12 protein-coding genes are annotated in these 14,556 nt (G+C 72.1%); 7 read left to right on the top strand and 5 right to left on the bottom strand.

Annotated features, from left to right (window positions below):
- Window positions 1-54: 54 nt before the first annotated feature.
- Both ABZ404_RS34290 and ABZ404_RS34285 read left to right on the top strand, forming a co-directional pair.
- Window positions 55-996, top strand: a complete 942-nt coding sequence (locus ABZ404_RS34290; RefSeq protein WP_358837808.1) for an ROK family glucokinase — start codon at window positions 55-57, stop codon at window positions 994-996.
- A gap of 79 nt (window positions 997-1,075) precedes the next feature.
- The gene (locus tag ABZ404_RS34285; RefSeq protein WP_358836927.1) at window positions 1,076-1,846 is read left to right on the top strand and encodes an endonuclease/exonuclease/phosphatase family protein; all 771 of its coding nucleotides are present in this window, start codon (window positions 1,076-1,078) and stop codon (window positions 1,844-1,846) included.
- Window positions 1,847-2,152: 306 nt separating this feature from the next.
- Here ABZ404_RS34285 and ABZ404_RS34280 read toward each other — a convergent pair whose 3' ends face one another.
- A complete protein-coding gene (locus ABZ404_RS34280) occupies window positions 2,153-2,707 on the bottom strand; it encodes a hypothetical protein (RefSeq protein ID WP_358836928.1) in 555 nt (184 codons plus the stop codon).
- Window positions 2,700-3,479 (bottom strand): alpha/beta fold hydrolase, encoded by a 780-nt coding sequence (locus tag ABZ404_RS34275; protein WP_358836929.1) that lies wholly within the window; start codon window positions 3,477-3,479, stop codon window positions 2,700-2,702. The genes ABZ404_RS34280 and ABZ404_RS34275 overlap by 8 nt, the downstream gene beginning before the upstream one ends.
- A gap of 154 nt (window positions 3,480-3,633) precedes the next feature.
- Here ABZ404_RS34275 and ABZ404_RS34270 point away from each other — a divergent pair, with 154 nt between their 5' ends.
- From ABZ404_RS34270 to ABZ404_RS34255, 4 genes are all read left to right on the top strand, one after another.
- Window positions 3,634-4,413, top strand: a complete 780-nt coding sequence (locus ABZ404_RS34270; RefSeq protein WP_358836930.1) for a 1-acyl-sn-glycerol-3-phosphate acyltransferase — start codon at window positions 3,634-3,636, stop codon at window positions 4,411-4,413.
- A gap of 45 nt (window positions 4,414-4,458) precedes the next feature.
- The gene (locus tag ABZ404_RS34265; RefSeq protein WP_358836931.1) at window positions 4,459-5,679 is read left to right on the top strand and encodes a DUF5931 domain-containing protein; all 1,221 of its coding nucleotides are present in this window, start codon (window positions 4,459-4,461) and stop codon (window positions 5,677-5,679) included.
- Window positions 5,676-6,347 (top strand): response regulator transcription factor, encoded by a 672-nt coding sequence (locus tag ABZ404_RS34260; RefSeq protein WP_358836932.1) that lies wholly within the window; start codon window positions 5,676-5,678, stop codon window positions 6,345-6,347. Before ABZ404_RS34265 ends, ABZ404_RS34260 begins: the two co-directional genes overlap by 4 nt.
- Window positions 6,348-6,525: 178 nt before the next feature.
- Window positions 6,526-7,554 (top strand): 6-phosphofructokinase, encoded by a 1,029-nt coding sequence (locus ABZ404_RS34255; RefSeq protein WP_358836933.1) that lies wholly within the window; start codon window positions 6,526-6,528, stop codon window positions 7,552-7,554.
- Window positions 7,555-7,909: 355 nt separating this feature from the next.
- Here ABZ404_RS34255 and ABZ404_RS34250 read toward each other — a convergent pair whose 3' ends face one another.
- The 3 genes from ABZ404_RS34250 to ABZ404_RS34240 form a co-directional block, all read right to left on the bottom strand.
- On the bottom strand, window positions 7,910-9,868 hold the full coding sequence (locus ABZ404_RS34250) for an anthranilate synthase family protein (RefSeq protein ID WP_358991241.1): 1,959 nt from the start codon (window positions 9,866-9,868) through the stop codon (window positions 7,910-7,912).
- Between the two features lie 96 nt (window positions 9,869-9,964).
- On the bottom strand, window positions 9,965-10,021 hold the full coding sequence (locus ABZ404_RS34245) for a trp operon leader peptide (protein WP_358836186.1): 57 nt from the start codon (window positions 10,019-10,021) through the stop codon (window positions 9,965-9,967).
- Between the two features lie 95 nt (window positions 10,022-10,116).
- Entirely contained in the window at window positions 10,117-12,942 is a 2,826-nt protein-coding gene (locus ABZ404_RS34240; protein WP_358836184.1) for an N-acetylmuramoyl-L-alanine amidase, read from the bottom strand.
- Window positions 12,943-13,101: 159 nt separating this feature from the next.
- Here ABZ404_RS34240 and ABZ404_RS34235 point away from each other — a divergent pair, with 159 nt between their 5' ends.
- A complete protein-coding gene (locus ABZ404_RS34235) occupies window positions 13,102-14,433 on the top strand; it encodes a class II 3-deoxy-7-phosphoheptulonate synthase (protein WP_358836183.1) in 1,332 nt (443 codons plus the stop codon).
- Window positions 14,434-14,556 lie beyond the last annotated feature (123 nt).

The following is a 14,556-nucleotide window of genomic DNA, read 5'->3' as shown; positions in this document are numbered from 1 at the left end:
CGCCCTCGGGTACGGTGGGCCTTAGCGGGGCTCGACCGAAAACTGAGGGACTTAATGGGACTCACCATCGGCGTCGACATCGGCGGCACCAAGATCGCGGCGGGAGTGGTCGACGAGGAGGGCCACATCCTCGAGACGCACACGGTGCCCACGCCGCCGACCGCTGACGCCATCGTGGACGCGATCTGCGCCGCGGTCGAAGGGGCCGGCAAGGGGCACCAGATCGAGGCCGTCGGCATCGGCGCCGCCGGATACGTCGACGACAAGCGCGCCACCGTCCTCTTCGCACCCAACATCCACTGGCGCCACGAGCCGCTGAAGGACAAGGTCGAGCAGCGGGTCGGGCTCCCCGTGGTGGTGGAGAACGACGCCAACGCGGCGGCCTGGGGCGAGTACCGGTTCGGTGCGGGCCAGGGCCACGAGGACGTCATCTGCATCACGCTCGGCACGGGCCTGGGCGGCGGCATCATCATCGGCAACAAGCTGCGCCGCGGACGCTTCGGCGTGGCCGCGGAGTTCGGCCACATCCGGGTCGTGCCGGACGGCCTGCTGTGCGGCTGCGGCAGCCAGGGCTGCTGGGAGCAGTACGCCTCGGGGCGCGCGCTCGTGCGGTACGCCCGCCAGCGCGCCAACGCGACCCCCGAGAACGCCAAGATCCTCCTCGGTCTCGGCGACGGCACCATCGAGGGCATCGAGGGCAAGCACATCAGCGCCGCCGCCCGCCAGGGCGACCCGGTCGCGGTGGACTCCTTCCGCGAGCTGGCCCGCTGGGCGGGCGCGGGCCTGGCCGACCTGGCCTCGCTCTTCGACCCCTCGGCGTTCATCGTCGGCGGCGGCGTCTCGGACGAGGGCGAGCTGGTCCTCGACCCGATCCGCAAGTCGTTCCGGCGCTGGCTGATCGGCGGCCAGTGGCGACCGCACGCCCAGGTGCTCGCGGCCCAGCTCGGCAACAAGGCCGGTCTGGTCGGCGCGGCGGACCTGGCCCGCCAGGGCTGAGCATCCGCCCCCCGTACGGTGGTTGAGCGCCCGCCGCGTCCCTCACGGACGCGGCGGGCGCTGCTCTATGTTGTGCCCCATGCCGCTCACCGATCTTCCCGCGTCCCGTACGGAGAACGGCTCGGCCGTGATCCGGGTCCTCAGCTACAACATCCGCTCGATGCGCGACGACACCGCGGCACTGGCCCGGGTGATCCGCGCCTGCGACCCGGACCTGGTCCTCGTCCAGGAGGCGCCGCGCTTCTTCCGCTGGCGCAAGGCCGCCGCGCGGCTCGCGGCGGCGAGCGACCTGGTGGTCCTCAGCGGCGGCGCCACGGCCGCGGGGCCGCTGCTGCTGTGCTCGCTGCGGGCGGTGGTGGAGCGCACCGAGGACGTCCTGCTCCCGCTCACCCCGGGCCTGCACCGGCGCGGCTTCGCCTCGGCGGTCGTACGGGTCGGGGGCGCCCGGCTCGGCGTCCTCAGCTGCCATCTCAGCCTCCAGGCGGACGAGCGCCACACCCAGGCGGGGCTGCTGCTCGACCACCTCGCGGCGCTGGACGTGCCGCACGCGGTCGCGGGCGGCGATCTGAACGACCGCCCCGACGGCCGGGCCTTCCGCCGCCTGGCGGACGGCCTCCAGGACTGCTGGGCGGTACGGCCCTGGGGCGGCGAGTACACCTCGACCCCGGCCGATCCCCATCAGCGCATCGACGCGGTCTTCGCCACGGCGGGGGTGGAGGTGCTGGGGTGCGGGGTTCCCGTGGGGCTGGAAGGGGTGTCGGGGGCGGATCTGCTGGCGGCGACGGATCATCTGCCGGTGCTGGCGGCGCTACGGGTCCCGACGGATCCCCCCACCCCGCCCCTCCCCTGAACCCTCCGGGGGGGCGGCCCGGTGGGGGGGGCTTGCTGCGCAGTTCCCCGCGCCCCTTGGGGCTGTCGTTCGTCTGCGGGCCGTGGACGGTTGCTCGCGCAGTTCCCCGCGCCCCTTGGGGCCGTCATTCGTCTGCGGGCTGTGGACGGTTGCTCGCGCAGTTCCCCGCGCCCCTTGATGCACCCCTTCGGGGCGCCCCAGGGGATTGCCGCGCAGCGGCATTCAAGGGGCGCGGGGAACTGCGCGGCCAGCCCCCACCCAGCCGCAGGCAAACGCCGGGCAGTCAAGGGGCCCCTGGGAGGTGAGCTAGACCACCGCGCCCCGGCCCGGGTCGTCCTCGCCCTCGTCGTCCTGGCTCATCCGGGCGAAGAGGGTGGCGAAGCCCCCGATGAAGCCGCCCACGCCCAGCGTGGTCAGCCACCAGGTGAACTCCCACCGCAGGATCGCCGCCAGCAGCATCAGCAGCGGCCCGCCGATCACCGCCAGCCAGGCGAACTTGGCCGTCACGTCCGACTCCGGCAGCGGCGGCGGCTCCGGCGGGACGAAGTGGCCCTCGTCGCCGTCGTCGTCGCCGTCGTCGGACGGCTCCTTCACCGTGAAGTCGCGCGGCCCGCCCACCCCCACCCCGGGCGCGAAGACCACCGAGCTGCCCAGCGGCTTGGGCTCGGGCGGCTCCGGGCGCGCCGGGGCCTCGGGCGTGACGTTGGGCTCGCTCTCCAGGAGCGCCAGGTCCTCCACCGACTTGAACGGCTTGGCGCCCGGCGGGTCGGACGGCTCGTCGCCGTACCCGGCCACGATCGCCGCCCACGCAGCCTCTTCGTCGATCGGCTGCGGCTCGCGGTCCGCTTCGTGCTCAGCCACCGGTCGTGCTCCCCTTCATCCCGACACTAGGAGCGAGGCGGCCGATGAACGCGTAACTCTCCTCGAAGATCCGCTCCGCATCGTGGTCCAACGTCGCCACGTGGTAGCTCTGTTCCAGCAGGATCTCCGTGACGTCCGCGGACGAGACCCGGCCGAGGATCCGCGCCGAGTCGGCCGGCGGCACCACATGGTCCTGCGGGCTGTGCAGCAGCAGCAGCGGCTGGGTGACCTGCGGCAACTCGCGGTCGACCAGGCGGAAGAAGGTGCGCAGGGCGTGCGCCGAGTGCAGCGGCACCCGGTCGTACCCCACCTCCGCCGAGCCCTCCTTGGCGATGTCGCTGGCGATGCCCTTGGTGGAGCGCACGAAGTGGCGCACCACCGGCAGCGCGTGCGCGGCCAGGCCGTGCACCTTGTTGCCCGGGTTGACGACCACCACGCCGCTGACCGCGTCCCCGTGCTTCGCCGCGAGGCGCAGGGCCAGCGCGCCGCCCATGGAGAGCCCGAAGACGAAGACCTGCTCGCACCGGCCGCTCAGATCGCGCAGGGCGCGGTCCACTTCCGCGTACCAGTCCTGCCAGCCGGTGAGCTGCATGTCCTGCCAGCGCGTGCCGTGTCCCGGCAGCAGCGGCAGCTCGACCGACAGCCCGCGCTCGGCCAGGAAGTCGGCCCAGGGGCGCAGCGACTGCGGGGAACCGGTGAAGCCGTGACAGAGGAGGACGCCGACCTCTCCGCCCTCGTGGCGGAACGGCTCGGCTCCAGGGAGGACCGGCACCGGGGTCTCCTGTTCATGAGCAGGGGTGGGGGAGTCGTACTTCACGGTACGCGACCGGACTGACACCGACCAGAGCCGTCACCGGCCCGCGCGCGGGAGGGCGGGTCCCGTACGGGTTAAGGTCTGTTCGACGGACAGAGGGAAGGCAACCGAGTTGATCTACGGCGCTATGAAGTTCTCCATCGGCGGGTCGCTGAAGCTTGCCTTCAGGCCCTGGGTGGAGGGCCTCGACAACATTCCCGCCGAGGGGCCGGCGATCCTCGCCAGCAACCACCTCTCCTTCTCGGACTCCTTCTTCCTGCCGGCGGTCCTGGACCGCAAGGTGACGTTCATCGCCAAGGCGGAGTACTTCACCTCGCCGGGGGTCAAGGGCAAGCTGACGGCCGCCTTCTTCAAGGGCGTCGGCCAGCTCCCGGTGGACCGCTCCGGCGCGCGCGGCGCGGGCGAGGCGGCCATCAGGAGCGGCATCGAGGTGCTGGAGCGCGGTGAGCTGTTCGGGATCTACCCGGAGGGCACCCGCTCGCCCGACGGCCGCCTCTACCGGGGCAAGCCCGGCGGCCTCGCGCGCGTGGCGCTGGCCACCGGCGCGCCGGTGATCCCGGTCGCGATGATCGACACCGAGAAGATCCAGCCGCCCGGGAAGGTCATGCCCAAGCTGATGCGGCCGGGCATCCGTATCGGCAAGCCGCTCGACTTCAGCCGCTACCACGGCATGGAGGGCGACCGCTTCATCCTGCGCTCGGTGACCGACGAGGTCATGTACGAGATCATGAAGCTCTCCGGCCAGGAGTACGTGGACATCTACGCGACCGCGGCCAAGCGCCAGATCGCGGACGAGGCCAAGCGGAAGGCCGACGAGGAGAAGGCGGCCGAGCGGGCCGAGAAGGCCCGCGAAGTCGAGCAGGCCAAGCGGGCGGAGCGGCCCGGCGACTAGGGCCGCGGTACTGGTCGCGTCCGTTCGTTTCAGGGGTGGGGGAGCATGGCGAAGCGCGAGCGCGTCATCAGGATGTCCGTGGAGCTGCCGCTGTGGCGCGCGCTCACCGCGTACCGCGTCCTGACGATGCTCTACGCGGTGCTGGTCTTCGTGTCCGAGTACCGGCACTTCGAGCGCGCCTGGGTGGCCGTGGCCTTCCTGTCGGTGCTGGCGGTGTGGACGCTGGCGACGGTGCCGCGGGTGGCGAACGCGGCGAGCTGCACCAAGCGGTTCCTCGGCGTGGACCTGACGATCGCGCTCACCGGCATCCTGCTCACCCCGCTGGCGGACGCCGAAGCCCAGTCGGTGAACGGCCCGACGCTGCCGACCATCTGGACGGCGGGCTCGGTGCTCGCGTTCGCGATCAAGGGGGGCTGGCGCTGGGCCGCCTTCGCCTCCTCGCTGGTCGCCGCCGCCAACCTGGTCGAACGCGGCACCCCCACCCGGGACACGCTCCACAACGTGCTGCTCGTGTGGGTCGCGTCCATCGCCATCGGGTACGTGGTGGAGGTCGCCCGCGCGAGTGAGGCGACCCTCGCCCGCGCCCTGGAGATCGAGGCGGCGACCCGGGAGCGGGAGCGGCTGGCCCGCGACATCCACGACAGCGTGCTCCAGGTCCTGGCCATGGTGCAGCGGCGCGGCACCGCGCTCGGCGGCGAGGCCGCGGAGCTCGGCCGGATGGCCGGGGAGCAGGAGGTCGCCCTGCGGACCCTGGTCTCCAGCGGCCTGGTGCCCACCACGCGCGCGTCCGAGGACCCGGCGCTGGGGGCCCTGGTCCGTACGGTCGACGACGACGAGACCGAGGCACGGGCCGAGGCCGAAGGCGCCGAGGTGGACCTGCGCACCCTGCTCGCCCCGCACGCCGGATCGCGCGTCTCGCTGGCGGAACCGGGCGCTCCGGTGCTGCTGGCGCCCCCGGCGGCCCGGGAGCTCGCGGCCGCTGTCAGTGCCGCGTTGGACAATGTCCGCAGACACGCGGGGGAGTCGGCCCAGGCCTGGATCCTGGTCGAGGACTGGGGGGACGAAGTGATCGTGACGGTCCGGGACGACGGTCCCGGCATCCCGGAGGGCCGGCTCGCACAGGCCGAGGGGGAGGGGCGCCTGGGCGTCGCCCTCTCGATCCGCGGCCGGCTGCGGGACCTGGGCGGCACCGCCGAGCTGATCTCGGTGCCGGGCCAGGGGACGGAAGTAGAGCTGAAGGTTCCACGGGGGAAGGCGAAGGTATGAGTGAGCTGAAGACGGTCAAGGTGATGGTGGTCGACGACCACCCGATGTGGCGCGACGCGGTGGCGCGCGACCTGGCGGCGGCCGGGTTCGACGTGGTGGCCACCGCCGGGGACGGCCCGCAGGCGGTCCGCCGCGCCCAGGCGGTCACGCCCGACGTGCTGGTCCTGGACCTCAATCTGCCCGGGATGCCGGGCGTGCAGGTCTGCAAGGAGCTCGTCGGCGCCAACCCGGCGCTCAGGGTCCTGGTCCTGTCCGCCTCCGGGGAGCACGCGGACGTCCTGGAGGCCGTGAAGTCCGGGGCCACCGGCTATCTGCTGAAGTCGGCGAGCACCGAGGAGCTGACCGACGCGGTGCGCCGCACCGCCGTCGGCGACCCGGTGTTCACCCCGGGCCTGGCCGGTCTGGTCCTCGGCGAGTACCGCCGTCTGGCCTCGGACCCGGCGCCCGCGGCCGCCGACGAGCCGAAGGCCCCGCAGCTCACCGAGCGCGAGACCGAGGTGCTGCGCCTGGTGGCCAAGGGCCTGTCGTACAAGCAGATCGCCGAGCGCCTGGTCATCTCGCACCGCACGGTCCAGAACCACGTCCAGAACACCCTGGGCAAGCTCCAGCTCCACAACCGCGTGGAGCTCGTGCGGTACGCGATAGAGCAGGGCCTCGACGGGGTGTGAGCCCCGCGCGCGCGGACGTGCTCCGCTCGTACGGGTGAATGACCACCCGTCAACACCCCGCTGAATTCAAGGAATTGACCTTTCACCCCATCCCGGAGTGACGTGCGTCACCCTTAGCGTGACCCGTGGAGGCCTCTCGCGGCCTCCCATGCGTCCGTCACGGCGAAGGGACAATTCCATGCGGGTCGGAGTACTGACAGGAGGCGGTGACTGCCCCGGGCTCAACGCCGTCATCCGGGGCGTCGTCCGCAAGGGCGTGCAGGAGTACGGCTTTGACTTCGTAGGGTTCAAGGACGGCTGGCGCGGCCCGCTGGAGGGGGACACCGTCAAGCTGGACATCCCGGCCGTGCGCGGCATCCTGCCCCGGGGCGGCACCATCCTCGGCTCCTCGCGCACCAATCCGCTCAAGGCGGAGGACGGGGTGCGCCGCATCAAGGAGAACCTCGCCAAGAACGAGGTCGACGCGATGATCGCGATCGGCGGCGAGGACACCCTGGGCGTGGCGGCGCGGCTCAGCGACGAGTACGGCGTGAAGTGCGTGGGCGTGCCGAAGACCATCGACAACGACCTCTCCGCGACGGACTACACGTTCGGCTTCGACACGGCGGTCGGCATCGCCACGGAGGCCATCGACCGCCTCCACACCACGGCCGAGTCCCATATGCGGGTCCTGGTCGTCGAGGTGATGGGCCGCCACGCGGGCTGGATCGCCCTCCACTCGGGCCTGGCGGGCGGCGCCAACGTCATCCTCATCCCCGAGCAGCGCTTCGACGTCGAGCAGGTCTGCGGCTGGATCACGTCCCGCTTCAAGGCGTCGTACGCGCCGATCGTGGTGGTCGCGGAGGGGGCGATGCCGAAGGACGGCGACATGGTCCTGAAGGACCAGACGCTCGACTCCTTCGGCCACGTGCGGCTCTCCGGCGTCGGGGAGTGGCTGGCCAAGGAGATCGAGAAGCGCACGGGCAAGGAGGCCAGGACGACGGTCCTGGGCCACGTCCAGCGCGGCGGCACCCCCAGCGCCTTCGACCGCTGGCTGGCCACGAGGTTCGGCCTGCACGCGATCGAGGCGGTCCGTGACGGCGACTTCGGCAAGATGGTGGCCCTCCAGGGCACGGCCATCGTCCGGGTACCGATCGCCCAGGCAACGGCCCGCCTGAAGACGGTGGACCCGGAGCTCTACGCGGAAGCAGGCGTCTTCTTCGGCTGACCCCGGCCCGAACCCCCGAGCGCAGTTCCCCACCCCCTCCAGCCCCGGCCTTTCAGGGGCGCGGGGAACTGCGCGAGCAACCCCCACAGACCGGCAGCCAAACGGGGCCCGGGGCGCAGGGCCGCAGGCCCAGGCCTTCCAGGGGCGCGGGGAACTGCGCGAGCAACCTCCACAGACCGGCAGCCGAACGGAATCCGGGGGCCAAGGGCCGCAGGGCCGGCCTTTCAGGGGCGCGGGGAACTGCGCGAGCAACCCACCACGGCCCGCAGCCGAACAACGCAGCCCCGGGGCGCAGCCCCGCAAGGGGTCCGGGGGCGGAGCCCCCGGAGGGCAACCACCCCCACCCCCGGAGGGTTCAGGGAAGGGGCGGGGCGGGGGACTCAACCCCGGACACAACCCCCCGCACCAACTCCCCCACCACCCCCACCCCCCGCACCGTCAACACCGACTCCGGATGAAACTGCACCCCCGCGAACCCGTCCCCCCGCACGGCGTGCACCTCCCCCGTCCCCGCATCCCGGCTCACCTCCACCCCCCGCCCGGCCAGCGCCACCGCTTCCCCCTCCCCGCACCGCGCGGTGAAGCTGTTGTAGAACCCGACCCGCTCCGGACGGCCGAAGAGGTCGATCCGCACCTGCGCCCCCTGGTACGGCACCCGCTTGCGTACCAACGGCAGCCCCAGCTCCGCCGCGATCAGTTCGTGCCCCAGGCACACCCCCAGCAGCCCGTGCCGATGGGAGCGCAGGAGCTCCGCCGCCAGCGGGCGCAGCACCCGCATCTTCGGGTCGGACGCGTCCGAGGGGTCCCCGGGGCCGGGCCCCAGGACCACCGGCCCCCGGTGCCCGAGCACCCGCTCCCGCAGCCCCACCGCGTCGTACCGCACCACCGACACCCCCAGCCCCGTCGACCGCAGCAGATGCGCCAGCATCGCCGTGAAGGTGTCCTCGGCGTCCACCACCAACGCCTCGCCCCCCGAGGGCGCGACGGGCTCGCGCATCCGCAGCCAGAACGGCGCCAGGTCCGCCCGCCGCGCGTCCAGCGCCGCCCGCACCCGAGGGTCGTCGCCCAGGGCGGGCCCGGGCCGGGGTGCGGCCGGGCGGCCCGGCCGCACCCCCAGCGCCGCCAGCACCCCCGCCGCCTTGGCGTGCGTCTCCGCCACCTCGCCCGCCGGATCCGAGTGGCGCACCAGCGTCGCCCCGACCGGCACCCGTACCCGCCCGTCCGGCGCGATGTCGGCCGTACGGATCAGGATGGGCGAGTCGAGCGTCTGGGCGCCGTTCGCGTCCCGGCCGAGCAGGGCGAGCGCGCCCGCGTAGTAGCCGCGGCCGCCCGTCTCGTACCGCTCGATCACCCGGCACGCGTTCTGCACCGGCGACCCCGTCACCGTCGCCGCGAACATCGTCTCGCGCAGCACCTCGCGCGCGTCCATCGAGCTGCGCCCCCGCAACTCGTACTCGGTGTGGGCCAGATGCGCCATCTCCTTGAGCCGCGGCCCGACCACCACCCCGCCCCGGTCGCCCACCGTGCACATCATCTTCAGCTCCTCGTCGACGACCATGGAGAGCTCGTCGATCTCCTTCTCGTCGGAGAGGAAGGCGAGCAGGTCCTCGGCGGTGGGGCCGGCCGCCGGGTAGCGGTAGGTCCCGCTGATCGGGTTCATGACGACCGTCCCGCCCGCCATCCGCACATGCGCCTCGGGGCTCGCCCCCACCAGCGTCCGCCCGCCCGTCTCCCGCCCCCGCCCTTCAGGCCCCTTTCCCTTTCCGGTGTGGACGACGAACGTCCAGTACGCCCCCCGCTCGCCCGCCAGCAGCCGCCGGAAGAGCGCCAGCGCGTCCGCGCGGCCGAAGCCGGGGATCTCGCCCGTGTAGGTGCGCCGGATGACGAAGTTGGCGCCCTCGCCCTGCCCGATCTCGTCCTCGATGACCCGCCGCACGATCCGGGCGTACTCCTCGTCCCCGACGTCGAAGCCCCCGCCCTCGACCGCCACCTCGTGTCGGGGCAGCGCCGCCAGGACCTCCTCCAGCGGCAGCTCGTACCGCTCGTCGGCCTCCAGGACGGCGAGCGGTGTGCCGTCGTCGCGTACGTCGAAGCCGCGTTCGCGGATCTGCCGGAACGGCACCAGGGCCAGGGAGGGCAGCTCGCCGCAGGGGATGTCGGCGAGCCGCTCCACCTCCCGTACGCCGCCGGTCAGCAGCTCGACCACGTCGTGGTCGCGGCCGGGCGTACGGCGCCGGATCAGCGCGAAGGGCGGACCGTCGTCGTCGAGGAGTCTGCCGAGGAGCGCGTGCGTCTGGGTGGGGTGGTGGGACATGCGGGTTCCTTCCGGTGCTGGGGGAGGAGGAACGGCCGCGGGAAACAGAGAAGGCCGCCCCTCGGGCGGCCTTCGCGTGGTCTGGAGTACGCGCGATCAGTGGGCCGCCGGATGAGCGGTCCACCACCAGTTCTGGTTCGGGTGCGCGAACATGCCCCGCACCCTAGCGGAAGAGGCGCGGAATGCGCGAAGGCCCGTCCGCCCCTCGGGATACGAGGGACGGACGGGCCCTGCTGAATCGATTCTGCTCAGACCAGCAGGTTGAACATCTGCCAGCCGCCGCCCACCTGGATCCGCGCGGCGAACGGAGCGCCGGTCGCGCTGCCCGTGCCCTTGTAGTACCAGAGCACGCCCGAGGAGTCCCGGGCCACCAGGTCCGGGAGGCCGTCGCCGTTCAGGTCGCTCGGGCCGAGCAGGGCGTTGTAGCCCTGCCAGCCGCCGCCGACCTGGACGCGCGGGGCGTACGGGGCCGTCGGCGTGCCGGTGCCCTTGTAGTACCAGAGCACGCCCGAGGAGTCCCGGGCCACCAGGTCGGCCCTGCCGTCCCGGTTGAGGTCGCCGGTGGAGACCATCGCGTTGTAGCCCTGCCAGCCGCCGCCTATCTTCACGCGCGCGGCGAAGGGCGCCGCCGGGGTGCCGGTGCCCTGGTAGTACCAGAGCACGCCGGTGCCGTCGCGGGCGATCAGATCGGCCTTCCCGTCCCCGTTGAGGTCACGGGCGCCGGTCAGGAAGTTGTACGTCTGCCAGCCGCCGCCGACCTTGAGACGCCCCTTGAAGGGCACGTCCGGGTTGCCGCTGCCCTGGTAGTACCAGAGCGTGCCGGTGCCGTCCCGGGCCACCATGTCGCCGGTGCCGTCCGCGCGCAGCGCGGTCATCGCGGAGACGGTGTTGTACCCCTGCCAGCCGCCGCCGACCTTGTACCGCCCGTAGAACGGCGTCGAGGCGCTGCCCGTGCCCTGGTACTGCCAGAGCACGCCGGAGGAGTCCCGGCCGAGCAGGTTGTAGCGGGTGGTGCCGGGGTCGGGGGCGGTGCTGGTCGCCTGCTCGACGTCGGTGGCCTTCACCCACGCCATCCGGTGGTTGTACCGGATGGGGTAGAACGCGTTGGTCTTGCCCTGGACCAGGGTGCGGTCACCGGTGCCGGTGCCCGCGAACGTACCGGCGAACCAGTAGTCGCCCAGCTGCGCCGGACCCGCCTGGACGTAGGCCTGACCGGCCGGGACCGTGTACTTGGTCAGCGAGGCCGAGTTGTTGGCCTGGACCGGGACGTTGGTCCCCGCGTAGGCCGCGTCCTCCGGGTAGGCGCGCCCGTACACCGGGATGGACGCGGCGCCCGCCTTCGGCTTGAGGACCGGCTGACCGGTCTTGCCCACCGGCGCGGTGAAGGTGCCGCCGGGGTTGTGGAACCAGGCCTTCTTGCCGCCGTACCAGATGGCGGTCCAGTCGGTCTGCGCCTCGGCGACGACGTACTGGCCGCCGGCGACGACCTTGTTGGACCAGTTCGGGCCCTCGGTCGCGGTCTGGCTGCCGAGGTAGGGGTCGGCCAGCGGCGTGCCCGACGTGGACGGCGTCTCGTACAGGTAGCCGAAGTTCGCCGGACGGCTGTAGGTGCTGCCGTTGTACGTCACCGTCGGCTGGTTGGCCGTGGTGAACGGCGGGACCACGCGGACCAGCTGGCCGGCCTTGAGCGGGCCGCCCGCGCCCTGGTCGCCGCTGGGCGCGCCGACCAGGCTCATGTAGTGGTTCCAGTCCCAGTACGGGCCCGGGTCCCAGTGCTGGGACTTCACATTGGTGTCCAGCACTCCCGGCACCTCGTCGTGGCCGACGATGTGCTCACGGTCGAGCGGGATGGAGAACCGGTTCGCCAGGTACTTCACCAGCGCGGCCGAGGACTCGTACTGAGGCTCGGTGTACCACGTGGCGTTGTCCTTGATGGCATAGCCCTCGTGCTCGATGCCGATCGAGTGCATGTTCATCGTCTTGTTGGCCGCGTGCCAGGCCTCGTCCTTGGTCGCCACCAGCTGGGTGACCAGACCGTCGGAGGCGCGGACCATGTAGTGCGCGCTGGCGTACGACGCGGGGTCCTGGAAGGTCCGCAGGGACCCGTCGTAGCCGCCCTCGGTGTCGTGGATGACGAGGTAGCGGATGTCCTCGCCGTTCGCCGGGCGGTTCGACTCGTTGTAGTTGCCGAAGTCGTCCGGCGTGGAGCTGTTCTGCTTGTACGCCGCCGCCCGGAAGTCGCAGTTCAGCCCCGCCGGGCACTCCGGCGTCTGGGCCGTCGTCGCGGTGAACGCCGCCAGCGACATCGTCTCCGGCCTGACCGGCTTCACCGACGGGTCGGCCGGCAGGGCGAGCCGCTGGCCGTCCGCGGTGACGCGGGCCTCGCCCGTCCTGATCGACTCGTACACCCGCTTCGCGAACAGCGACGCGCCCTTGGTGTCCGGCGCCTGGCTGTAGCGGGCCACGGCCGCGTACCAGTGGCCCGCGTCCTCGGGCAGCGAGCCCGTCGCGTCCTTCTGGTACTTCGCCAGCAGCGCCGCGCCCGCGCGGACGGACTGGTTCTCGTCCTCGCGGACCGCGTCCACCGGCTGGTCGATCAGCTTGGCGGCCTCGTCCAGCGTGTGCAGCCGGGGGTCGCTCGTGTCGACGGCCTTCGGCGCCTTCTTCAGGGCGCGCCGGGCGTCGAAGTGCTTCATGACGGCCGGGTCGCCGCTCATGTTGAGGTGCGACAGACGCTCGGCGTCCGTCGGCTGCTCGACGTCGTCCGCCGTCACCCGGGTCAGGCCCATGACGTTGTACGCGCCGGTCGTCGACGGCTGCCCGTCGTGGCTCTCCCACAGCGTCTGCCGGTACGAGACCGCCATCAGCACGCTCTGGGGTACGTGGAACTCGCGCGCGGCGTCGGCGAACCGGGCCTGGAGCTCGGTGGCCGCACCCGCCGGCCCGGTGTGCGCGGTGGCGGGTCCGGGGGAGGCCACCGCCAGCCCGGTGATCGCCGCACCGGCGACGACCGCCGTGCTCACTCCGTAAGCGATCAGCTTCTTCCTGCGGTCTCTGCGGTGTCTCCGCTTCAACGCCCACCCCTGCATCGCTCTGTTGATTTCTGAAGCACTTCTGAAACGCGCAGAGGCTAGCAGGCGGGTCGCCGGGTCCCGTCACCGGGCGGCCGCCCGCGTGTCTCATCAGGTGGGCGGGCGTATGGACCGCTGGGGCGACCCCGTAAGGTAATGGGGGTGACCGTGAACGTAAACACCTGGCGTGACCTTCCCGCGGCGCAGCAGCCCGAGTACCCCGATGCCGAGGCTCTGCGCGATGTGATCGCGGACCTCGAGTCGTATCCGCCGCTCGTCTTCGCGGGCGAGTGCGACCAGCTGCGCGCCCGGATGGGGGCCGTCGCCAAGGGCGAGGCGTTCCTGCTCCAGGGCGGTGACTGCGCCGAGGCGTTCGACGCGGTGTCGGCCGATCACATCAGGGCCAAGCTGAAGACCCTCCTCCAGATGAGCGCCGTGCTGACGTACGCCGCCTCCGTGCCCGTCGTCAAGGTCGGCCGGATCGCCGGGCAGTACTCCAAGCCGCGCTCCAAGGGCACCGAGACCCGCGACGGCGTGACCCTGCCGACCTACCGCGGCGACTCCGTCAACGGCTTCGACTTCACCGAGGCCGCCCGGATCCCGGACCCCGAGCGCCTGAAGCGGATGTACCACGCGTCCGCCTCCACGCTCAACCTGGTCCGTGCCTTCACCACCGGCGGCTACGCCGATCTGCGCCAGGTGCACGCCTGGAACCAGGACTTCGTCAAGCAGTCCCCGTCCGGCCAGCGCTACGAGCAGCTGGCCCGCGAGATCGACAACGCGCTCAACTTCATGAAGGCGTGCGGCACCGACCCGGCCGAGTTCAAGGCCGTCGAGTTCTACGCCTCGCACGAGGCGCTGCTGCTCGACTACGAGTCGGCGCTGACCCGGACCGACTCGCGCACCGGCAAGCTCTACGACACCTCCGGCCACATGGTCTGGGTCGGCGAGCGCACCCGGCAGCTCGACCACGCGCACATCGAGTTCGCCTCCCGCATCAGCAACCCGATCGGGATCAAGCTCGGCCCCACGACCTCGGTCGACGAGGCGCTCACCTACGTGGACCGGCTCGACCCGGACCGCGAGCCGGGCCGGCTGACCTTCATCGTCCGTATGGGCGCCGACAAGGTCCGCGACAAGCTGCCCGAGCTGGTGGAGAAGGTCACCGCCTCCGGCGCGGTCGTCGCCTGGGTCACCGACCCGATGCACGGCAACACCTTCGAGGCGGCCTCCGGCCACAAGACCCGCCGCTTCGACGACGTGCTCGATGAGGTCAAGGGCTTCTTCGAGGTCCACAAGGGCCTGGGCACCCACCCGGGCGGCATCCACGTCGAGCTCACCGGTGACGACGTCACCGAGTGCGTGGGCGGCGGCGACGAGATCTTCGTCGACGACCTGCACCAGCGCTACGAGACGGCCTGCGACCCGCGCCTCAACCGCAGCCAGTCCCTGGACCTGGCGTTCCTGGTCGCGGAGATGTACCGGGACCAGTGATGTACCGGGACCGGTAGGGAGCTTCCTACGAGACGTGGGGCGCGGATCTGTGATCCGCACGCGATTGGGCGGAGTGTCGCGTTATGACCACTTCGCTTCGATCCAGCAGGATGTGCCCCGGAC

Origin of the sequence: Streptomyces sp. NPDC005878, assembly GCF_040629815.1 — a bacterium.
Lineage (GTDB): Bacteria > Actinomycetota > Actinomycetes > Streptomycetales > Streptomycetaceae > Streptomyces.
This window is presented reverse-complemented; position numbering and strand designations above follow the sequence as displayed.

Coding starts and splice junctions, on each gene's coding strand:
- ABZ404_RS34250 (WP_358991241.1), bottom strand. CDS start 9,868: ATGTCCCACCACCCCACCCAGACGCACGCGCTCCTCGGCAGACTCCTC.
- ABZ404_RS34255 (WP_358836933.1), top strand. CDS start 6,526: ATGCGGGTCGGAGTACTGACAGGAGGCGGTGACTGCCCCGGGCTCAAC.
- ABZ404_RS34260 (WP_358836932.1), top strand. CDS start 5,676: ATGAGTGAGCTGAAGACGGTCAAGGTGATGGTGGTCGACGACCACCCG.
- ABZ404_RS34290 (WP_358837808.1), top strand. CDS start 55: ATGGGACTCACCATCGGCGTCGACATCGGCGGCACCAAGATCGCGGCG.
- ABZ404_RS34285 (WP_358836927.1), top strand. CDS start 1,076: ATGCCGCTCACCGATCTTCCCGCGTCCCGTACGGAGAACGGCTCGGCC.
- ABZ404_RS34265 (WP_358836931.1), top strand. CDS start 4,459: ATGGCGAAGCGCGAGCGCGTCATCAGGATGTCCGTGGAGCTGCCGCTG.